Below are 20338 nucleotides of genomic sequence, written 5' to 3' on the forward strand. Positions count from 1 at the left end.
TAATGGCGCAAAGTGAGCGGTACGGCGCATTATATTGCGCCGTACCGCTCACTTTGCGCTGTTTGGCCGCGCTGTTTGGTCGCGCGGTTACCTACACACAGCCATGCAAATTGGCGAGTTATCGAAACTCAGCCACACGGTCAGTCTTTACGACCGCGCTTCCACATGCGACGACCTCGGGCGCGTTCCTCAGTTTTCTCATGGAAAGCCTGACGAACACGATCCTCCCGAGCTTCATCCGCAGCAATACGCTTGGCCTCGGAGGACACCTGTTCCTGCGTGGGCTCGTGGTCACGCAGACCAACCTGGAGGTCTTCAGGAATCTCAGGCAGCGTGCCGGTGTCAGCACGAACCTTGTGGTGCAGAATCTCCTGACGCAGAACCTTCGCAAGGAAGTAGATACCCAGCAGGTTAGGCACACTCATCAGGAAGAACATGGCGTCAGAGAACATCACGACGCTCTCCAGACCAATCGAGGCACCAACAACGATCGCCAGAATCCACACAACCTGGAATACACGCTGAGCAACCTCGCTACCACCGGTCAAGAAGTCAGTCGCCTTCTGGCCATAGTAGGAGTACGACAGAACAGTCGAGAACGCGAACAGAACCACACAGATGGTGAGCAGAACCGGGAACCAGCTAGCAACAGTACTGAAAGCGCTCGAGGTCAGTTCAACACCAGCAGCGTCCGAACCGTCATTCTCCTGCTTGTACAAGCCAGTGGTAATGATGGCCAGCGCGGTCAACGTACACACGATCACCGAGTCAACCAGAGGCTCCCACATAGCCGTGTAACCTTCGGTCGCCGGACGCGAAGTCTTCACAGCCGAGTGAGCCATACCGGCTGAACCAACACCGGCAGCGTTCGAGAACAACGCACGCTGGATACCAATGATGGCCACACCAACAACACCACCAGCAACACCGCCACCAGTGAACGCACCAGCAAACATTTCACCAAACGCCGTTGGGATGCTTGTGAAGTTCACCAGGATCACAGCGACGGCTCCGATCATGTACAAAATCGCCATGAGCGGAGTAATAGCCGAGGTGTAGTCAGCAATCTTCTTAATTCCACCGATAATCACAAGACCAGCCAAAACCGCCATGATCACACCAATGAGCCACAGCTTGTCGGCAAACCAGCTGGACTCACCACCTGTGGCGTTCACGAGAACCGCGGCACCTTGGTTTGCCTGGAACAGGTTTCCCGCACCAAACACACCAATGAGAGCAGCGATGGCGTAGAACGTCGAAAGGAACTTACCCAGTTTTGGGCGACCGATCTCTGCAAGACCGGCCTTCAGGTAATACATTGGACCACCGGCGGTGGATCCGTCTTCGCGGACAACGCGGTATTTCACACCAAGCGTGGCTTCAGCCATCTTCACACTCATGGCAAGAAAGCCGAACAAGATGATCCACAAGGCGGCACCCGGCCCACCAACGGAAATAGCGACAGCCACACCGGCGATATTTCCGAGTCCCACGGTTCCAGACAGCTCAGTTGCTAAAGCCTGGAAAGATGAAACCTCACCCGGGTCAGTCTTACGCGTCAGCTTTCCGCGGATTACCTCAAGCGAGTGCGTCAAACCGGTAATGGGCTGGAAGCGCAGGTACACGGTGAGGAAGATAGCTGCGGCCATCAGCCACACAACAATCAAGGGGAGTTCAGCACCACCGGGGAGCGGTAGCGCGAAGAACACAATGTCTGAAAGAACTTGAGCGAATGGGGCAAATACTTTGTCGAGGAACTGGTCAACGCCCGACTTTTCAGCTGCAGCTGCAGACTCAGCGAGAACGTCAATTGAAAGCAGGTTTTCCGAACCAAACGGAGCCGCGTTTGCCGCGGCTGCAAATAAATGATGACTCATAAATTCGGTGCGAGGGTAGATTTACGGCCGAAGGGTTGATCCGGCTTCGGGCACCGCTCCCAATCTTAACGATCGCCTAGAGTTTGGCACCGCGAAACCGCTTCATTGCCCGGTTCTTACAGGGGGGTGGGTGCATTTTGGCCCGGTGTGACGGGGAACACGAGGGATTCGCTGTTGTTACGTTTTCGTTACATAAGTGGGTGCGAAACGGCGCAAAGCGAGCGAAACTACGCGTTATATTGCGCCGTCTTGCTCGCTTTGCGCCGTCTGGCCTGAGTTACCCTTCCCGAGGTGGTGGTTGAGTTCCGGGGGTAGGCCCGAGGTGGTGGCTGGATTCCGAGGGTCAGTCCGCTTCTGGGTAGATCGTGTGCGCAGGTGCCACGTTGGTCTTCTTTGCCCAGGGGTAGTAGATCGCCGTGGTGACGATGATGCCAATGATCCAGGAGACATCGGCACCGCCGAGCACCTCTACCATGGGGCCGGTGTACATGGTCTGATCCATGAATGGAATCTGCACTGCGACACCAACTAGATACGCAACCAAGGCACCGAAGTGCCAATCCCCGTAACGACCTCGGCGGTCATACAACGCAGGAATATCAAAGCGGTCCTTAGACACAAAGTAGTAGTCCACCAGGTTCACCACACTCCATGGTGTAAACACCATGAGCAGCGCCAGAACAAAGTTCTTGAAGTTGGCCAGGAAGTCAGCGGACGCAAGCAGGGCGACCACGATGGTGAGCGCAACAATGGTGACCACGAAGATCGCGCGGGCGACCTTGGTGACGCTCACTCGGTTGCGGAACGACGTGACGATCGTTAGCACACACATGAATGCGCCATACGCATTCAGGGTGTTGACCGTGAGCTTACCCAGGAGGATCACAATGAAGATAAGGAGAGCTAGCACGCCACCGCCGGCCAGGTCACCGATGAAGCCAACTTGGTTGTCCAGGAACGCCTCGCCACCCTGCGACAACGCCGTTGCCGCAATGAAAACGCCCAGGGTCATGGACCACTGCGAACCAATGACCGAACCACCAAAGGTGAACCAGAAGGTGGCTCGGCGGGGAGTGTTTTCTGGCAGGTAGCGGGAGTAGTCAGCGACATATGGGCCGTAGGTGAGCTGCCATCCGGCTGACAGCGCAACCACGCTCAAGAACACTGGTGCGCTGAACTGGTTGTTGGCGAGGACAGCTGGAATGTCGACTGTCACCAGCACGATCACCGTGAGGTACAGGAAACCCAGCAGACCAGTGACCGAAGAAATGCGGCCCAGCAAGTGGATGTACTTGTACCCGAGCAACGCAATGATCGCGGTGAGGATACCGAAGATGACGATACCCACCCAGTTGAACTCTTTTGCAGTGATACCCAAGATTCCGTTGACGGCTTGGCCTGATAGCACCGCACCCGTGGATGCGAAGCCGATGTACATGAGCACAACCAACACCAGCGGGAAGATCGCACCGATCACACCGAACTGCGCGCGTGACGAAATCATCTGCGGCAAGCCCAGCGTGGGACCCTGCGCCGAGTGCAACGCCATGATGGTTCCACCCAGGATGTTCCCTATAAGTAGGGCAATAATGGCCCACAGGGCGTCGGACTTGAAGACGGCGATTGCGAGCGCGCCGTCGACGATTGCGGTGATCTGCGTGTTCGACCCAAACCACAGGGTGAACTGCGAAAACGGGGTTCCGTGCCGCTCATTTGGGGGGACCCAGTCAATGGTGCGGTTTTCAACGAGACCGCTCGTGGACTTTGTGTCTGCCATGAGCACTCCTCACTGGTGTTGGACGCGCATTTACGCATTAGGAACGGTTAATGCTAGCACGTGATGGGGCTCACAAATCCCGATTTCTAGAGGGTCAAGGCGGTAACTTTTGTCCGATACAAGAAACTATCCATGTTGCCGGACAGAAGTTGTTTGAGTGATTGTGGGTGCGTGGTTTTGCGTGTTAACGGGGGCTTTGCTCATCCACCCAAACTAGGCTTTCAGCAAGCTAGAAGGTCGTCGGTTTAGTGATTTCGGCCATTGAACAAGCCCTGATACCGGGCACTCCTCAACGAGGCGCTGTAGCCGATCATTGAATACGCGATCTGCAGAGAAAGAGTCGAGTAGCGCATGGAGAATACGCACCTCCCTGACTCTGTCACCCAAGGCGGTAGTCTTACTAAAGAGTGGCTCGTGGTGGGCGACACGATTTCGGAATTTGTTCACGTTCAGTGCCATACGGTGCAACGGCCCTCGCTTAGTGCCTGCTGGATATGCAGAGCTTAGTAACGGAGTCCAGATCGTTGGTTCCCGATGCTGATCTGTCAGGTTGCACCACAAACCAAGCGTAGTGTTCGCAACAATGCGATCAGGCGTCTTGTTGGGCCCCAGCCCACGCTCGGCTTCTTTAAGACGGCTAAGGGTAATTTCGTTTGCTCTTTGTTGATTGAGCCTACGCTTTGCGTTGCCAATTTGGCGGGTCCATAACTTCGACGTGGGAGACAACCAGTCCGGATACTTCACAGAAATCCTGCGCACGTAAGCGTTGCGCATAGCCACTTCAAGATGAGCGAGCTCCACCATAGCCGCCGCTGAAGTCGCAGTGTTCCATTGATAGAGGCGCATCGCTAGGTCAAGATCCTGACCAGCCGGATCCAAGTAACGTTGCAAGCGCGGGTGGCTGAGCCACTTGACAGCAGCGTCAAGAGTCCACGCTCCTACCACTTGGTCCACATCGCCCATAGAGCTATAATAGTTGCGCACCCTACGGAAACATATCCTCTGGCGGCCCAGCCGTTAGGCACCGTAGCGTTTAGATCATCAGATGGGCTCCGCGAATTTTTCCGCGGAGCCCATCGTCGTGTTTTAAATGGCAACCCACCGAGGTGTGCGCTAGCAACCGTAGGCGCACGGCTAGGGTGCCCCCACCTCGGACCCTAGAACGCGTTTGGATACACTCCAATTTGCGGACTGTAGCCAAACAACCCCAAAACACCCCTAAATAGTGACGCGCGCCACAGTTTTAGGCTCTTTTGGCTACACTCGAGCCTCAGAACCGAGCTCGACTGTAGCCAAATGACGCATCTCGGCGACTCCCACACAGGCAAGACCCCGACCCCGGGCAGCGCCGGACCCAGGCAGCCTCAAACCCCGAACCCAGACGAAACGGCGCAAAGCGAGCAATACTACGCAATATAATGCGCCGTCTTGCTCGCTTTGCGCCGTTTCGCACATTAACACAAAAATTTCGGGGCCCCACCAACAGGTGAGACCCCGAAAAAATTTTGTGCGCGAGGGGGGACTTGAACCCCCACGATCTTGCGATCACTGGCACCTGAAGCCAGCGCGTCTACCAATTCCGCCACTCGCGCGAGCGACAAGTGATAACTGTACACGTACAGGCTACAAACAACAAAATCCAGTGCTTTATCCAACTAATTGGCTACCATAAACATTTGAAGCACTGGTGATAGCGCCATGCGGCCATGCGGGAGCATTCGCACACACAGCTAAGCACAGCTACACACAGCTATACACAACTGAAAGCACAGGCACAGGCTGATGAGCGAAACCATCTGCATGTCACATCCCAATCGTGACGCGGTTATACTATTCGCCCAGCAGTGCAGTTACTAGCGAGTTACTACGTATGGCAGAAACAGCTAACGGCACACAGCCTGACAGCGAACAGGGGGAAGCGAACGTGGGCGTACTAGACCGATTCGAAAAAGGTATCGAACGCGTCGTCAACCAAACCTTCGCAAAAGCCTTCCGCTCCCAGGTTGAACCCGTTGAACTCGCCGGCGCACTCAAGAAGGAAGCAGACACGCACGCTGCTGTGGTGTCCCGCGGACGCACGCTCACCTCGAACAACTACGTGATCGAACTGGCCGCCAGTGACTTCGAACGCCTCGACTCCTTAAGCGACGAACTCACCGCCGACCTGCGCCAAGTCGTTGGCGAACACGCAATTGAACAGGGCTACAGCTTCGTTGGCCCCGTGACCGTCACACTCGAGCCAGCAGAAGACCTGGACACCGGCATCTACCGCGTGCGCGCCTCAACACGCCGCCCAGACGGCACCTTGGCCGCGCAACCCTCCGGCCGAGGTGGCTACGACCCACCCAGCCGCTCCAACCCCATCGTGCCCGAGGTGTACGAAAGCGCCCAGAACGCTCACCGCACGGGCGCCAACCCGGTGGTGGCCAGCTCCGCTGCGACAGCGCCAGCCGCTTCCACCTCGGGAATGACCGGCCGAGGTGGCGCCAACCCGGCCCGCGGCCGCACCTCCCCGCGTTTCGGAGTGAAGGTCAACGGACGGTTCACCCCACTCAAGCAGGGCACAACTGTGTTCGGACGCAGTTCGCAGTCCGCTGACTTCGTATTGGACGACCCGGGAATTTCGCGCCGCCACTTTGAAATCACCATCGACGGAACGCACGCGACTGCCACCGACCTCGGCTCCACCAACGGCACGCTTCACAACGGCCACCGCATCACCTCCATCACACTCACTGACGGCGTGACTCTCACCGCGGGCGATACTTCGGTAACCTTCTGTTCCATGGAGATGGGACGTCGATGACCGAATTCACCGTTGTCGCGCTACGGTTCGGCCTGTTTATCGCCATGTGGGTTTTCGTGTTCATGGTGGCAGGCGTGCTCAGTCGTGACTTGTTCGGCCCGCGTAAAGTCAAGGCCGGCAAGCGCCGCAAGCGAGCCAAAGCGCAACAGTCCGCCCCGGCAACCCAGCAGCCAACCAAGCAGCCTGTAGGCGCAGGTGCCACCCACGGCGACGCCTCGGACTCCTACGCCCACCAAGCCTCCGATTTCGTCAGCGAACTGGTGGTCACCTCGGGCCCTCTTTCTGGGACGGTTATTGCATTAGGCGATGCGCCCATTACGCTTGGACGTAGCCGCGAGAACACTCTGGTCCTCGATGACGACTTTGCCAGTGGTTTTCATGCCAAGATCGCCCCGGACGGCCGAGGCGGTTGGTATGTAGAGGACCTGGGGTCAACGAACGGCACGTACATGGGGCAACATCAACTTGAGGCGCCCACCTCGCTGGGAGTACATATGCCGGTGACAATCGGTAACACCACTGTGGAGTTACGTTCGTGACCGATTTTGTATTCAACAGCGCTGTACGGTCCAACGTGGGTCTGGTCAGGAAGAACAACCAGGACTCCGGATATGCCGGCCGTAACTTTCTTCTCATTGCCGACGGCATGGGTGGCCATGCCGGTGGTGATGTCGCGTCTGCAATCACGGTCGCGCGCCTAGCGTCGCTTGACCACCCTGATCACAACGGCGAAAGCCTAGACTCCCTGCGTTCCACCATCCTGGACGCAAACGACCGGATCGCTCGCGCGGTCGACGACGAACCGCAGCTGGGTGGCATGGGCACAACCGTCACCGCCCTTTTGCGTTGCAACGACCGTCTGGCCCTGGCCCACATTGGTGACTCGCGGGCGTACCTGTTGCGCGACGACTCGTTCTCGCAGATGACCACCGACCACACGTTTGTACAGATGCTGGTCGACGAGGGTCGCATCACCCCTGAAGAGGCTGAATACCACCCGCAGCGTTCCGTTGTGATGCGCGTTTTGGGTGACGTTGGTGCCCCACCTGAACTTGATATGTCCGTGCGCGAGGCGCGAATTGGCGACCGTTGGATGCTGTGTTCTGACGGCCTCACCGGCTTCGCTGACCTGGACGTCATCGAAGAGGCCCTGCGTTCGATCGACGACCCGGGCGACTGTGCCGAGAAACTTGTCAATATGGCGCTTGAGGGTGGTGGCGCTGACAACATTACGGTGGTGATCGGTGATGTCGTCGACGCGACCGACCTCACCGCTGAAGACCTGGCTACGCCCGGCGCGTTCGGTGGCTCGGTTGAGATCAACCCGCAGTACGCGCAGCTGGGCTCGGCTGACAATGACACCCAGCCCGTCAATGAGCCCAAGGCTGTTGAGGACTTAGAAACTGAGACGTTGCCTCAGGTGGATGAAGAAACCGCCGAGGTGTCATCCGACTCGGCGAGTGCGTCCAAAGAAACCAAGGAAGGCGCTGACACAAACCCGGCCGAGGCGGCTTCGGCTACCGCTGTTGGCGCGGCTGCAAGCTCGGCTGCGTCAGTTGCTGATGCCAGTAAGCGGGGCGGTCGGGGAAAAGCGCGAGCGACCTCGGGTCGCAAGCGTAAGGACCTTGGCGCTGACACCGACGATTTTGACGATTTCTCTGACGAGGAGCCCCGCCGACGCTGGATTCCGTGGGCGATCGCTGCAGCCGTCATTGTCGTGCTCATAGCAGCCGGATTCGCTGGAAAAGCATTTATACAGTCGCAGTACTACGTCACCGAAGAAGACGGCAAGGTTGCCGTCTATCAGGGCATTTCGCAGAACCTCGGCCCTTTTGAACTGTCGAATCTGCGCGAGACGACAGATATCGAAGTCCAATACCTGCCTGCGTACTCTCAGAGCAGGCTAAAAGAGACGATCCCTGCGTCCAGCGAGGACGAAGCAAAGAAGATCGTAGAGAATCTGCGTTCCTCTGCCGAAAAAGCGCGCCAGCAAAGCGTGAGCGGCGGCGCCACCGACGGCAATAGCAGCGACCCTGCACCGTCGGCACCGGGCAAGCCGGAGCAAGGACAACAGCAAGCCCCAGATCAACAACCGGGGCAACAGAACCAACCGCAGCAAAAACAACCTGCTCAGCAACCAAAACAGGGTGAAAACCCATGAGTGTTGCCACGTGGAATGTCGACGCCGGTGAAAACCAGGGTACGCATCACAACGAGCACGCCCAGTCACCAAAAACCAAGGGCCCTCGCACGTATCGCATAGCGGAACTTTTTCTGATTCTGCTCGCTATCGCTGTGTCCGCAGGTGCGTACGCACTGGTGGGCTTGGGAACCGACAAACAGATTCCAGCCAACGTCATCGAATACTCAGTGTGGCTGGCTGCGCTGAGCATCATTCTTCACGTGGTCACGTGGTGGCGCGCCAAGTACGCCGACCCCGTGATCGTCCCCATCGCCGTGTTGCTCAACGGTTTGGGCTTGGCGATGATCTTCCGGCTTGACCAGGCAAAGGGCACCAGCGTTGCCGTCAACCAGCTCATCTGGATGACACTGGGCGTACTCCTGGCCACTGCCACAGTGATCTTCGTGCGCGACCACCGCATTTTGCGTCGCTGGACCTACACGTTTGGCCTGGCTGCGTTGCTTCTCCTGCTCCTCCCTCTGATTCCAGGGCTGGGGAAGACCATTAACGGTGCCCGCATTTGGATCCACTTGGGCCCTTTCAGTTTCCAGCCTGGCGAACTCGCCAAGATTTTCCTGGCCATTTTCTTCGCCGGGTACCTTGTGACGTTCCGCGACCAGCTCACCGCAGCCGGCAAGAAGTTCCTGGGCATGAGCTTTCCACGCCTGCGTGACACCGGCCCAATCGCAATCGCGTGGGTCGCCTCAGTCGGAATTCTGGTGTTCCAGCGTGACCTGGGCACTTCCCTGTTGTTCTTTGGACTGTTTGTCGCCATGCTCTACATCGCTACGAACAAGAAGTCGTGGATCATCATTGGTCTGTCGCTGTTCGTCGCCGGTGCGGTCGTGGCTTCGCAGATCTTTTCGCACGTCAACCAGCGTCTGAGCGGTTGGCTCAACGCCTTGAGCCCGGAGGAATACAACAAGTCCCCCGGTGGCTCCTACCAGCTGGTCCAGGGCTTGTTCGGCATGGCTAAAGGTGGCCTAGTGGGCACCGGCCTGGGCGAAGGACGCCCCAACGTGGTGCCCTACGCCGAATCCGACTTCATCTTCGCTTCCCTTGGCGAAGAACTGGGCCTGATCGGGCTCTTCGTAATCCTGATCCTGTACGTGATCCTGTTCCAGCGCGGGTTCAAGACCGCGTCCGAACTACGCGACGGATTCGGCACCCTGCTTCTTGCGGGCCTGTCGTTCACTGTGGCTCTGCAGACGTTCATCGTGGTGGGTGGCGTGACTCGCCTGATCCCGCTGACGGGTCTGACCACGCCGTTCCTGGCTGCCGGTGGTTCGTCCCTGGTCGCCAACTGGATCATCATTGGCCTGTTCATGCGCGCCTCGGACAACGCCCGTCGCCCCGCTGAGGAACTCGCCACGGGCGTGTTGCGGGTCGCGCGCGTGAGTGAGCCTGAGAATGCGTCAGAAGCACCCACCACCGTTTTGAACCAGAGGAAGTCGAATGAATAAGCCACTCAAGCACGTTGCTGTCGTGGGCTTTGTCATGTTCGCCTTCCTGTTTGGTTCCACCAGCTACGTCCAGTACTTCGCAGCAGAGTCCCTGAATGAAAACTCGCTGAATAACCGCACGGTGATCGAGGAACTGTCACGCAACCGCGGGCCAATCCTGGTCGACGGCGAACCCGTGGCTCTGTCCAACCCGGTTGACGACCAGTTCAAGTTCCAGCGAACCTACGGCTCCAAACAGCTTCCTGCCAAGATGTACAGTCCCGTGACAGGTTTCTTTTCAATCACCTCGGGCGCTACAGGACTTGAACGCACGGAAGGCAGCCTGCTCGCTGGGACCGACGACAAACTTTTCTACGACCGCATCTCCGGCTGGCTCACCGGGCAGGAACCCACGGGAGCCGCAGTTGAGCTGACCCTCAACCCCAAGGCCCAGCGCGCTGCGTACGAGGCCTTGGACGGCCAAAAGGGCGCGGCCGTGGCCATGAACCCCAAGACCGGCGAAGTGCTGGCTATGGTGTCCACCCCTGGATTCGACCCCAACGACATGGCAACGCATGACCGGAAGGACGCCGAGGCGGCGTACAAGTCGGCGTTGAAAGACCCGGACAAACCGCTGTACAACCGTGCGATCGGCGGTAACTTGTACCCACCGGGAAGTGTGTTCAAGCTGGTGACAGCCGCGGCGGCACTCGAATCGGGCGATTACACGGAAGACACTGAGATCGACGCGCCCAACGCGCTGAAACTACCTCAGACCAGCCACACCATTAAGAACGCCGGTGGCTCCACGTGTGCCGACGGAAAAAAGGCCACGCTTAAACACTCGATCATGAAGTCGTGTAACACCCCCATCGCCAAACTAGGTATGGATCTGGGTGCCGACGCGATGAACAAACAAGCCGAAAAGTTCGGATTTGGCGACAACTTCACCATGCCGCTCAAAGTCAGCGCATCGACCTTCCCCGAGTCGCCAAACGAACCAGAACTCGCACAATCAGCAATTGGACAGTTCGAAGTGAAGACCACTCCCCTGCAGGTGTGCATGGTGACCGCGGCGATCGCCAACGGTGGCACAGAAATGCGCCCCAACCTGATCTCCGAGGTTCGCAATGCGCGCACGCTCGAAACCATTGATAAGCCCAAGCCTCGCGAATACTCGCGCCCCATCTCCAAAGACACGGCACATCAGCTCTCCGACATGATGGTCGACGTCGTGGAGAAAGGAACCGGAACGGCCGCGTCGATTTCGGGAGTGAAGGTGGCAGGTAAAACCGGAACGGCCCAGCACGCACAAGGCGCAGCACCACACGCGTGGTTCACCGGCTTTGCTCCAGCGGATGACCCGCAGGTGGCTGTCGCGGTTGTCGTAGAATCCGGTGGAAATGCGGGTAACCAGGCGTCTGGCGGTCGAGTAGCGGGACCAATTGCGAAGAAAGTCATGGAAGCGGTGGTGAACGAATGAGGCCTCAAAAGGGAACTCGGCTGGGTAACAGGTACGAGCTCACCGGGCGGATCGCCGTCGGTGGAATGGGTGAAGTCTGGCGTGGTGCCGACACCGTGCTCGACCGTGAAGTCGCCGCTAAGATCATGAAGGAAGAGTACCGGTCAGAACCGGGCTTCCTGGCACGTTTTAAGTCCGAAGCACGCTCCATGGGCTCGGTGTCCCACCCCGGAATCGCCGCTGTGTACGACTACGGCGAAGAAGAAGGCGCACCGTACCTGGTCATGGAGTACGTGCCCGGTGAAGCACTCTCCACGATCCTGGAACGTAACGGCGGGCTGCCCGAAGGCGACGCACTAGAAATCGTGGCACAGGCTGCCGAAGCCCTGGACGCTGCGCACAATGCCGGGGTTGTTCACCGCGACATTAAGCCGGGCAACCTGCTCATCACGCCTGATTTCAAAGTCAAGATCACCGACTTTGGGATCGCGCGCGTGGCTGACCAAGCTCCGCTGACCAAGACCGGCCAGGTCATGGGTACCGCCCAATACCTTGCGCCAGAACAGGCCACCGGTAAGGGATCGCGCCCGCAGTCCGACCTGTACTCGCTGGGCGTCATCTTGTACGAAGCCCTAGCTGGAGTGCGCCCGTTCACCGGCGAATCGCAAGTGGAGATCGCGATCGCGCAGGTCAACCGCAAACACCCACCTCTTCCGCAGTCGGTGTCAGAGCCGGTGCGCCGACTCGTCGACGCAACTCTGTCGAAGAAACCAGAAGGACGCCCAGAAAGCGGAAAAGCTCTCGCAGCTGCGGCTCGCGCGCTCATCGCGGGCGACGTCGCTGCCGCCGAGGCCGCGGTGCCGCAAATGAACCCGCGTCCCGAAACCGCCTCGGAAGCGGTCACACGGGTTTTCAACCAACCCACACCTACGCAAGCCAACCAGGTCCTCCCCCAGACCGCAGTCAACCCGGTGGTGGAAGACCCTGAGGAAACGACCTCGGGCAAGGAAGAACCCCCAAAGAAGTCCAAAGGTGCCGCGATTGCGATCGTCATTTTGTCGATCCTGGCGATCGCAGCGATCGCGTGGGCCGTATGGCAGTTCGCAAAAACAGACGAAGAACCACAGCCAGGCGCCACCGCAACAGCGACGCCCACGGAAGAAACCAAGACCGTCACCATCAACCCCGACGACTACGTGGGCCAAACAGCGACCACCGCTGAACGGAACCTCGAGAACCTGGGGCTTAAGGTCAAGCACGTGGATGTGGAATCCTCGGAGCGCTCCGGGCGCGTCGTGAGCGTGCGCGAAGGCAACCAGGGATACACGTTCGAAGAAGGCGACACCGTCACGCTCGAAATCTCCACCGGACCTAGCGAACCGGAGCCCAAGCCCGAACCTACCAAGGAAGAAAAGCCCGAACCCACGGAAGAAGCGCCAGACGAGGGTGAAGACGAAGGCGATGACACCTCGGGCGACGACGGCGGAACCGGCGGAGTTGAAGGCTCCGAACCCGGCGGAGACCAGGACGACACTGGGTCCGGAAACAACGGTAACGGCAAGGGTAAAGGCGGCAACGGAAACGGCAACGACAACCCTGGTGGCAAGGACAAAGCGCCAAAGCCTGAAACGACAGCAGGTGGGAACTAGGCGTGGTCAACAGGCAAAACGTTTCTGAACATGACACAGTAAAGTTGAACATTCACAAAGTTTGGTTAGGAGGTCAGCATGAGCACACCGCGCGTCTTGTCGGGTAGATATGAGATCAAAGAGCTACTCGGCCGCGGAGGCATGGCGGAAGTTCACGCTGGGTGGGACACCCGGCTGGGTCGTCGTGTCGCGATCAAACTGCTGCGCTCCGACCTGGCACGTGACCCGTCGTTCCACGAACGCATCAAACGGGAAGCACAGTCAGCAGCCCGCCTGAACCACCCGGGCATTGTGGGTGTCTACGACTCCGGTGAAGAAACGTTCACCGAAAGCGGTGGCGGGGAAGTTCAAGTTCCGTTTATTGTCATGGAGTTTGTTGAAGGACAGACTCTGCGCGAAGTCATCACGCAGCACGGGCCGCTCACCACGCAGGAATCGCTTGACGTGATCGCCGGTGTTCTGGCTCCGCTCGATTATTCGCACCGCAAGGGCATTGTTCACCGTGACATCAAGCCTGCCAACGTCATGCTCACCCCTGAGGGCGACATCAAGGTCATGGACTTTGGGATCGCGCGTGCGCTCGAAGACACCAGTTCACTGACCCAAACACAGTCGGTTGTGGGTACAGCGCAGTACCTGTCGCCTGAACAGGCAAAGGGTGAAGTGGTTGACGCGCGGTCTGACCTGTACTCAACCGCGTGCCTGCTGTACGAACTCCTCACCGGGCGGCCACCGTTCGTGGGAGACTCGCAGCTGGCCGTTGCGTACCAGCACGTGGGCGAGACGCCTAAGGCGCCATCCGAGCTCAACCACAAGCTGAGCCCGGCCATTGACCGTTTAGTCATGCACTCGTTGCAGAAGGACCGCGACGCGCGCTACCAGGACGCGTTCACGTTCCGTGAGGACGTGCTGTGTGCGCGCGACGGTCGACCCATGAGCATCGACGACGAAGCGACCACCCAGGTCATGTCGCAGCCGTACTCGCAGGAGCCGGCTACGCGGGTCATGTCTTCGCCTGCCGAACACCAACCGGACTACGGTTCCCAGCCGGGGGCAGAGCCAGGGATTATGACCTCGGCGGTGGCGACCGTTAAGGAAGACCAGCCGAACCCTGACCAAGACCGCAAGAGGCGCGGCCTCATGTGGACCGGAATCGCCATGATTGTTTTGGTGCTTGCCGGGTTGGCGTTCTGGATTTACCAGACGTCCAAACCGCCGGAGATCGTCACGGTTCACCTGGCCGACCTTTCCGACAAGCCAGCAGCTGAAGCGAAGAAGTACCTGCAAGAGAACAACCTGGTGGCAGAAGAGAAAGAGGTTGCCGACAACGAGGTCAAGGAAGGCAATGTTGTCAGCACCGATCCTGGCCCGGGTACCGACGTGCCCCAAGGTGAAACGGTTGTTATCAAGGTGTCGACCGGCCCCGAGGACGTTAAGGTTCCTGATTTGAAGGGCATGAGTGAGGCTCAAGCCCGGCAGGAACTGGAAAAGGCTGGGCTCAACGCGGGGTCCAACATTGAAGAGAACTCACCCGATGAAGACAAGGGAACAGTTCTCAAGACTGAGCCCAAGAAGGACTCGACCGTGAAGGCTGGGTCTACCGTGGACCTGGTGCTGTCCAGCGGAAAGGTCGAAGTGCCTGACGTGGTTGGCATGTCCAAGGACGACGCGTGCAAGGCCCTTGAAGACAAGAAGACGCAGCTGAAGTGTGACGTAAAGGAAGTCGAGACCAGCGATCACGCTGAAGGTGAAGTGTTCGAGCAGTCGCTACAAGGCGGATCCACGGCCGAACAGCACTCGACGGTGACGATCCGTATCGCCAAGGCGCCACCACCGCCTCCTTCGCCGTCACCGTCGCAGGCACCGGAGCCATCACGCCCGCCGTTCTTCCCACCGGCACCGTCGGAGAACGACGTACAGCAAGTCATTCCGTAAAGGTTTTGCGCTGTCTGGGCTATGCAGCAGTCCCCGAGGTGCAAAAACGTTGCGCGGAATGCGCGCCTTTACATACCAACCGCGCGGTTTACTTGTTCAGCGACGCACTGGCTACAGGTGACCTGCCCGAGGCCTTGGCAGGCGCATCTTCGAGCCCGCACCGGGCCAAGAAGTTCCCCACCATGAGGTAGCCGTCTTCCGTGCGCACAGACTCGGGGTGGAACTGCACTCCGGCAAGCGGTGCGTGCCGGTGCTCGATCGCCATGATGACACCATCATCGGTGTGGGCGGTCGCTTCGAAAACATCAGCAGGAAGCGTGCTGTCGACAATTGCCAACGAGTGATACCTCGTCGCAGTCAATGGATTCCTGCACCCGGCAAAAATGCCCGCCTCGCTGTGCCGAACAAGCGATGTTTTCCCATGCATCAGAACAGGTGAGTGGGCAACGGTGGCGCCGAACACCTCGGCCAGAGCCTGGTGCCCCAAACACACCCCAAACATGGGCAGAGAATGCGCCTCACACCACCGGATCACCTGAGGGCACACACCCGAATCTGCCGGCGTACCCGGCCCAGGCGACACCAACACCCCGTCAAACTGGGGCAGGTAGTCATCCAGCTGGTCGGCATTCACGTGGTCGTTGCGGATGACCGTGGTCTGGGCCCCCAGCTCCTGCACATAACCCACCAGCGTGTACACGAAACTGTCGTAGTTATCGATCACCAAAATGTGGGTCATCGCAGTAGCCCCGCCAGGTCCAGCTCCGTCAGCCCCTGCGCCGGGGCGAGCGCGCCCTCTTCAACCGTGGCGTCGTTAAACGGCATGTACGGCGCGATCACCGGGAACACGTACTGCATGAGCACAAACACGATCCCGGCGATCAAAATGAGCGAGATCAGAGTCTTCACAAACCAGTTGCCCGGCAGAATCCGCCAAATCAGTTCATACATCACTGTCCACCAGCCTTCTTAAACGCCGCGGAGTCCTTAATCGCATCAGGCGGCCCTTCAGAGGCGGGACGCCATTCGGTGAGCTCAGCGTAAATCACGTACCGCTCACGCGCCGAGAACATGGGGTTGCACGCCGTCAACGTCAACAGACGTTCCTTACCCTTGTACTCGGGGAAAGCGGGAACGGGGGCGAGCACCTCGGTCGCATCAGGCAAAATGATTTCAAAGTTACGCATGGTGTACGTGTAGAAACCTTCTTGGGTCTGAATCACCACGGGGTCGCCGGGGCGCATTTCAGCAATCAGGTTCAGGGGCTTACCGTAGGTCACTCGGTGTCCGGCCATGGCAAAGTTGCCCACTTCACCGGGTCGCGCGGTGGACGGGTAGTGACCCATTCCCATGCGGTTCAGAACGGGTTCCAGTTGCACACCTTCAGCAATGGTGCGGTAGTAGTCGTCGCCAAACCGCGGCACGTACATAATCCCGAACGCCTTGTTTTCTTCAGGCGTCTGAGCGACCACGGGGGTGTCTGGGTCGTCAGGGAGTTTGTCGCGTGGGTTGTCTTTCCACTGGGTGACCAGGGTCGATGCCAGGTTTTCGTTGTCGCGGTTGGCTTCGATGTCGGTCCACCACAGCTGCCACACCACGAACAGAATCATGATGAGCCCGGCGGTGATGCACAGTTCGCCGAACGTGCGGATGGTTCCGCGCACCACGCCCAGCGGTTGGCGTTCGGGTTTCTGCTTGCGGTGTTGGGCGCGAGTTTCCGCCTGCTCCTGAGCGCGTTTTTCAGCACGGCTGGGAAGGGGTTCGTCCTGCACGCGCGGCTGGACTGCGGTCTGGGCTGTGTATTCCCCGCCCGAGGTGGCGCTACGTTCGGCAGGTCGAATGAACGGGCGCGAGGCAGCTGGGGCCTGGTAGGCGGTCTGTGGCAAGGTCACCGGCGCGAACTGTTCGGTTGGCTGGTCCAACTCCGGGGCTGGCTGACTTTCGAGTGGCGCCCGCTGACTGCCGCCTGCCTGCGCAACGGCCGGCTGGTGTACTTGGGTTTCCTGATCGTGAGTGGGCGTGGAGTTCTGCGCAGGCATCTGGACTGTAGCGTCGGGCTGTGATGCTTGGCGAGCTTGCTCGGCTTCTGCGCGGGCACGCTCCATTTCGCGACGTTCCCTGCGGGTTCTAGGCTGTTCCACGAACACCTCACCATGCCGAGGACCGGCATTTCCTGTTAGACGACCAAACGCGAACTCAGCATGTTCTCATCACCGAACGGTCTACAGAGGTCTACACACCGAGTTTCTCCCCATATATATTACGGTCTACTCTTAGAAGTCGGTGTAAACATGCGGTAATTCGACTCGTACCAAGTACAATCTTTGAGGACTTAACGAAAAGAGGAGAATCGTGGCTAAGCCCAACCGAGTGCAAAGGACTTCGCGAAACAAGGCAACGCAGAACCCGCGGGATGCCAAGTCAAAGGACACCGCGAAGCAACCGGTCGATTCCTCCATCGCTGAGGACACCGAGAACGTAGAGACCGCCGAGGTGGAAGACACGGACGTCGAGCCTGCAACTGACGCTGAGCCCGGGGCCGACGCTGATGAGGCTTCCGACAAAGGCGACACCGACGACTCTGATGACACCGGCGCTGGCAGCACGGCCGTAGGTGCCAAGGAAAAGGCCGACGGGAAGTCGAAAACGACCTCGGCGAAAAAAGAAACTTCAACAAAGAAGGACTCAGCTTCCAAGACTTCTAAGTCCGCGTCCTCCAAGGATGGCAAGAACAGCAAGGGCAGCACGGACGACAAGGACAACAAGGGCGAGGCAAAGAAGAGCTCCGCGAAGCGCACCTCGCGGTCGGGCAACCCGGCAAAGCGCGCCTCGGGACGCAAGACGTCCACCTACTCCTCTGCCGACCACGGCAAGGTCACCCGCCCCAACCCGCGCTGGTTCCTGCCGGTCATGTTGGGGATCCTGTTGCTGGGGCTGGCGTGGCTGATCGTGTTCTACATTTCGAGCGGTAAGTGGCCGGTCGAGGCGTGGGGTAACTGGAACCTGCTGGTCGGGTTCGGGATCATGGTCGTGGGTCTTGGCATGTCGACTAGATGGCGATGACCAGCACCGTTTAGACTTCCCCTCGTGGGAGCTTCCGGAAAAAACTTCAGATTGCTAGCAAGCGCACCGATGTGGGTGCGCTTGCTCGCGTTGTACGGCGGGCTGGTGTTGTACGGGCTGTCGTGCCGGTTGTTGCTGCAATCCGACCTGGGAAACATGCCATGGGACGTGTTGCATCAGGGCATGGCAAAACTGCTCGGGGTCAGTGTTGGAACCTGCACCATCACGGTGTCGATGCTGGTCATGCTGCTGTGGATCCCCATCCGCAAACACCTGCGCGTGGGATTGGGGACGATTTCAAACGCCCTGCTGGTGGGGATTTTTGTTGACCTGTGGGGGCTCGTCATTCCGGTGGCGCCAAATCTGGTGTGGGCAGTGGTGCTCATGGTTGCAGGAATCGTGGTGAACGCGCTGGCCACGGCGTTGTACATTGTGCCCAACTTTGGTCCAGGGCCGCGAGACGGCCTGATGACTGGCCTGGTCAGCGCCACGGGGCGGCCGGTGTTCTTAGTACGTTCCGTTATCGAGGTCTTAGTGATGGGGCTGGGGTTCCTGATGGGCGGACGGCTTTTCATTGGAACGATTCTGTACGCGTTGTTTGTTGGGCCGTTGACCCAAGTGTTCTTGCGCATGGGCGAACGGATGATTGGTCCTGCCAGCCCGTTTGACTCCGACGACGCTTAGGTGGGGTTGTTCTGGTGGCCCCACGGCGCAAAGCGAGCGATACGGCGCATTATATTGCGTAGTTTTGCTCACTTTGCGCCGTGGGGTCTCATTGTCCACAGCCTCAGCGCACCCAAAACAAACCCAACGATCAAGCCGCCAAGGTGAGCTTCCCACGCGATGTTGGGCTCGACGAAGAGCATGAGCGCGTTCAGCAACACGAACCCCACGACTCCACCCCAGTTGCGGTCCAGCCGTTTGGACGGCACAAGCAGCACGCCCACGAGCCCAAAGACCGCACCAGACGCACCTACGTACAACGCGAACGGATGCGCAATTCCCGCCAAGGCAAGCAGCCACACCATGACCGAGCCGCCCACCCCAGACAACACATACGTCACGGCAAAGAACACCGAGCCCAAGGTGCGCTCCAAGAACGTCCCAAACAGCAAAAGCCCCATCATGTTGAACAGCACGTGCGCGGGGCTGGGCTGAGAGTGAACCAGCATGGTGCTGACAAACCGCCACGGCTCGTCCAACGCCCACAGCGGAACAAACGCCAGTTTCTCTTGCACGTGCCACGTGGGCACGAACTGGGTCAGCCACACAACAACCGTGACTGCGGCGATGCTCACAGTAACGGGGCTGCGCCGCAACGCCTGCACAGCGGGCGAGCGCGGGGCAGTCTGGGCCTGCCCCACCTCGGCCTGCCCCTCCTCGGGAGAATTCTGCGAAAACGAAGACCGCCCACCATTGGTGGGCGGTTCGTTGTGATCAGGATGATCAGTCACGGTCGGTTTTACTTGATGATTTCAACCGACTCGATGACGACTGGTTCCTGTGGGCGGTCCATTGCGCCGGTGGGGGTCGCTTCGATGTCAGCGACGACCTTGGCGGACTCTTCGTCAGCAACCTCGCCGAAGATGGTGTGTTTGCCGTTGAGCCATTCGGTTGCAACGGTGGTGATGAAGAACTGTGAACCGTTAGTGCCCTTGCCGCCACGAGTTCCAGCGTTTGCCATGGCCAGCAGGCCAGGCTTGGTGAACTGAAGTTCAGGGTGGATTTCGTCGTCGAACATGTATCCAGGACCACCGGTTCCCTGACCCAGCGGGCAACCGCCCTGGATCATGAACTGCTTGATGATGCGGTGGAAGCCCAGGCCGTCGTAGTAACGGGTGGGGTTGGTGCGACCCGCGTCGTCCTTGTATTCGCGGGTGCCTTCGGCCAGTTCAACGAAGTTGGCCACGGTCTTTGGCGCGTGGTTTCCGAACAGGTTGAGTTTGATGTCGCCCTTGTTGGTGTGCAGGATCGCCTGCTGCGTTGCAATACTCATGGCTTCATTGTGTCATGACCAGCCGGTGGCGTTGTCAAGTTTCATTCAGGGTGGTGGTTTTGGGCGGTTGGGCGGCGGGTTTGGGCGGTTGGGCGGCGGGTTGAGGTTTTCGCCGGGGCCGAGGTGGGCTCAGCCGGGCTGAGGTGCAC

16 protein-coding genes and 1 tRNA gene are annotated in these 20338 nt (G+C 59.0%); 9 read left to right on the forward strand and 8 right to left on the reverse strand.

The annotated features are described in order from the left end of the window. Positions 1-140: 140 nt before the first annotated feature. From MHX53_RS02285 to MHX53_RS02295, 3 genes are all read right to left on the reverse strand, one after another. A complete protein-coding gene (locus MHX53_RS02285) occupies positions 141-1877 on the reverse strand; it encodes an amino acid carrier protein (RefSeq protein ID WP_239271131.1) in 1737 nt (578 codons plus the stop codon). Positions 1878-2220: 343 nt separating this feature from the next. Then, positions 2221-3654, reverse strand: a complete 1434-nt coding sequence (locus tag MHX53_RS02290) for a cytosine permease (protein WP_239271132.1) — start codon at positions 3652-3654, stop codon at positions 2221-2223. 1508 nt (positions 3655-5162) lie between these two features. Then, positions 5163-5246 (reverse strand) — tRNA-Leu (locus MHX53_RS02295). 278 nt (positions 5247-5524) lie between these two features. On the opposite strand from MHX53_RS02295, the gene MHX53_RS02300 reads away from it, so the two are divergent. The 7 genes from MHX53_RS02300 (at position 5525) to pknB (ending at position 15130) form a co-directional block, all read left to right on the forward strand. Beyond that, positions 5525-6460, forward strand: coding sequence for a DUF3662 and FHA domain-containing protein (locus tag MHX53_RS02300; RefSeq protein WP_239271133.1), 936 nt, complete (start codon positions 5525-5527; stop codon positions 6458-6460). Then, positions 6457-6999: an FHA domain-containing protein gene (locus MHX53_RS02305; RefSeq protein WP_239271134.1), complete on the forward strand. Its 543-nt coding sequence runs from the start codon at positions 6457-6459 to the stop codon at positions 6997-6999. The genes MHX53_RS02300 and MHX53_RS02305 overlap by 4 nt, the downstream gene beginning before the upstream one ends. Next, entirely contained in the window at positions 6996-8621 is a 1626-nt protein-coding gene (locus MHX53_RS02310; RefSeq protein WP_239271135.1) for a PP2C family serine/threonine-protein phosphatase, read from the forward strand. Before MHX53_RS02305 ends, MHX53_RS02310 begins: the two co-directional genes overlap by 4 nt. Then, on the forward strand, positions 8618-10105 hold the full coding sequence (locus tag MHX53_RS02315; protein ID WP_239271136.1) for an FtsW/RodA/SpoVE family cell cycle protein: 1488 nt from the start codon (positions 8618-8620) through the stop codon (positions 10103-10105). The genes MHX53_RS02310 and MHX53_RS02315 overlap by 4 nt, the downstream gene beginning before the upstream one ends. Further along, the gene (locus tag MHX53_RS02320) at positions 10098-11567 is read left to right on the forward strand and encodes a penicillin-binding protein 2 (protein ID WP_239271137.1); all 1470 of its coding nucleotides are present in this window, start codon (positions 10098-10100) and stop codon (positions 11565-11567) included. Before MHX53_RS02315 ends, MHX53_RS02320 begins: the two co-directional genes overlap by 8 nt. Further along, positions 11564-13195 (forward strand): protein kinase, encoded by a 1632-nt coding sequence (locus MHX53_RS02325; protein ID WP_239271138.1) that lies wholly within the window; start codon positions 11564-11566, stop codon positions 13193-13195. The genes MHX53_RS02320 and MHX53_RS02325 overlap by 4 nt, the downstream gene beginning before the upstream one ends. A gap of 78 nt (positions 13196-13273) precedes the next feature. Continuing rightward, positions 13274-15130: a Stk1 family PASTA domain-containing Ser/Thr kinase gene (gene pknB / locus MHX53_RS02330; RefSeq protein ID WP_239271139.1), complete on the forward strand. Its 1857-nt coding sequence runs from the start codon at positions 13274-13276 to the stop codon at positions 15128-15130. A gap of 88 nt (positions 15131-15218) precedes the next feature. Here the strand turns inward: pknB and MHX53_RS02335 are convergent, their stop codons facing one another. The 3 genes from MHX53_RS02335 to MHX53_RS02345 are packed head-to-tail and all read right to left on the reverse strand — an operon-like array spanning position 15219 to position 17271. Further along, positions 15219-15869 carry an aminodeoxychorismate/anthranilate synthase component II gene (locus MHX53_RS02335; RefSeq protein WP_239271140.1) on the reverse strand — a complete coding sequence of 217 codons (651 nt, stop codon included), beginning with the start codon at positions 15867-15869 and terminating at the stop codon, positions 15219-15221. After that, positions 15866-16081, reverse strand: coding sequence for a hypothetical protein (locus MHX53_RS02340; RefSeq protein ID WP_239271141.1), 216 nt, complete (start codon positions 16079-16081; stop codon positions 15866-15868). The genes MHX53_RS02335 and MHX53_RS02340 overlap by 4 nt, the downstream gene beginning before the upstream one ends. Continuing rightward, on the reverse strand, positions 16081-17271 hold the full coding sequence (locus tag MHX53_RS02345) for a class E sortase (RefSeq protein ID WP_239271142.1): 1191 nt from the start codon (positions 17269-17271) through the stop codon (positions 16081-16083). The genes MHX53_RS02340 and MHX53_RS02345 overlap by 1 nt, the downstream gene beginning before the upstream one ends. 211 nt (positions 17272-17482) lie before the next feature. Here MHX53_RS02345 and MHX53_RS11735 point away from each other — a divergent pair, with 211 nt between their 5' ends. Together MHX53_RS11735 and MHX53_RS02355 are read left to right on the forward strand one after the other, a co-directional pair. Further along, positions 17483-18193 (forward strand): cell division protein CrgA, encoded by a 711-nt coding sequence (locus MHX53_RS11735; RefSeq protein ID WP_239271143.1) that lies wholly within the window; start codon positions 17483-17485, stop codon positions 18191-18193. 24 nt (positions 18194-18217) lie between these two features. Beyond that, on the forward strand, positions 18218-18877 hold the full coding sequence (locus MHX53_RS02355) for a hypothetical protein (protein WP_239271144.1): 660 nt from the start codon (positions 18218-18220) through the stop codon (positions 18875-18877). A gap of 68 nt (positions 18878-18945) precedes the next feature. Here the strand turns inward: MHX53_RS02355 and MHX53_RS11740 are convergent, their stop codons facing one another. Together MHX53_RS11740 and MHX53_RS02365 are read right to left on the reverse strand one after the other, a co-directional pair. Further along, positions 18946-19647: a rhomboid family intramembrane serine protease gene (locus tag MHX53_RS11740; RefSeq protein WP_239271145.1), complete on the reverse strand. Its 702-nt coding sequence runs from the start codon at positions 19645-19647 to the stop codon at positions 18946-18948. 8 nt (positions 19648-19655) lie between these two features. After that, positions 19656-20189 (reverse strand): peptidylprolyl isomerase, encoded by a 534-nt coding sequence (locus tag MHX53_RS02365; RefSeq protein WP_102239340.1) that lies wholly within the window; start codon positions 20187-20189, stop codon positions 19656-19658. Between the last annotated feature and the right edge of the window lie 149 nt (positions 20190-20338).

The sequence above is a fragment of the Brevibacterium sp. ACRRH genome, from assembly GCF_022346365.1.
Classification (GTDB): Bacteria; Actinomycetota; Actinomycetes; order Actinomycetales; family Brevibacteriaceae; genus Brevibacterium; species Brevibacterium paucivorans.

Bases quoted from the DNA above. Each gene is read 5' to 3' on its own strand.
- MHX53_RS02285 (WP_239271131.1), bottom strand. From the start codon at position 1,877: ATGAGTCATCATTTATTTGCAGCCGCGGCAAACGCGGCTCCGTTTGGT.
- MHX53_RS02290 (WP_239271132.1), bottom strand. From the start codon at position 3,654: ATGGCAGACACAAAGTCCACGAGCGGTCTCGTTGAAAACCGCACCATT.
- MHX53_RS02300 (WP_239271133.1), top strand. From the start codon at position 5,525: ATGGCAGAAACAGCTAACGGCACACAGCCTGACAGCGAACAGGGGGAA.
- MHX53_RS02305 (WP_239271134.1), top strand. From the start codon at position 6,457: ATGACCGAATTCACCGTTGTCGCGCTACGGTTCGGCCTGTTTATCGCC.
- MHX53_RS02315 (WP_239271136.1), top strand. From the start codon at position 8,618: ATGAGTGTTGCCACGTGGAATGTCGACGCCGGTGAAAACCAGGGTACG.
- MHX53_RS02320 (WP_239271137.1), top strand. From the start codon at position 10,098: ATGAATAAGCCACTCAAGCACGTTGCTGTCGTGGGCTTTGTCATGTTC.
- MHX53_RS02325 (WP_239271138.1), top strand. From the start codon at position 11,564: ATGAGGCCTCAAAAGGGAACTCGGCTGGGTAACAGGTACGAGCTCACC.
- pknB (WP_239271139.1), top strand. From the start codon at position 13,274: ATGAGCACACCGCGCGTCTTGTCGGGTAGATATGAGATCAAAGAGCTA.
- MHX53_RS02335 (WP_239271140.1), bottom strand. From the start codon at position 15,869: ATGACCCACATTTTGGTGATCGATAACTACGACAGTTTCGTGTACACG.
- MHX53_RS02340 (WP_239271141.1), bottom strand. From the start codon at position 16,081: ATGTATGAACTGATTTGGCGGATTCTGCCGGGCAACTGGTTTGTGAAG.
- MHX53_RS02365 (WP_102239340.1), bottom strand. From the start codon at position 20,189: ATGAGTATTGCAACGCAGCAGGCGATCCTGCACACCAACAAGGGCGAC.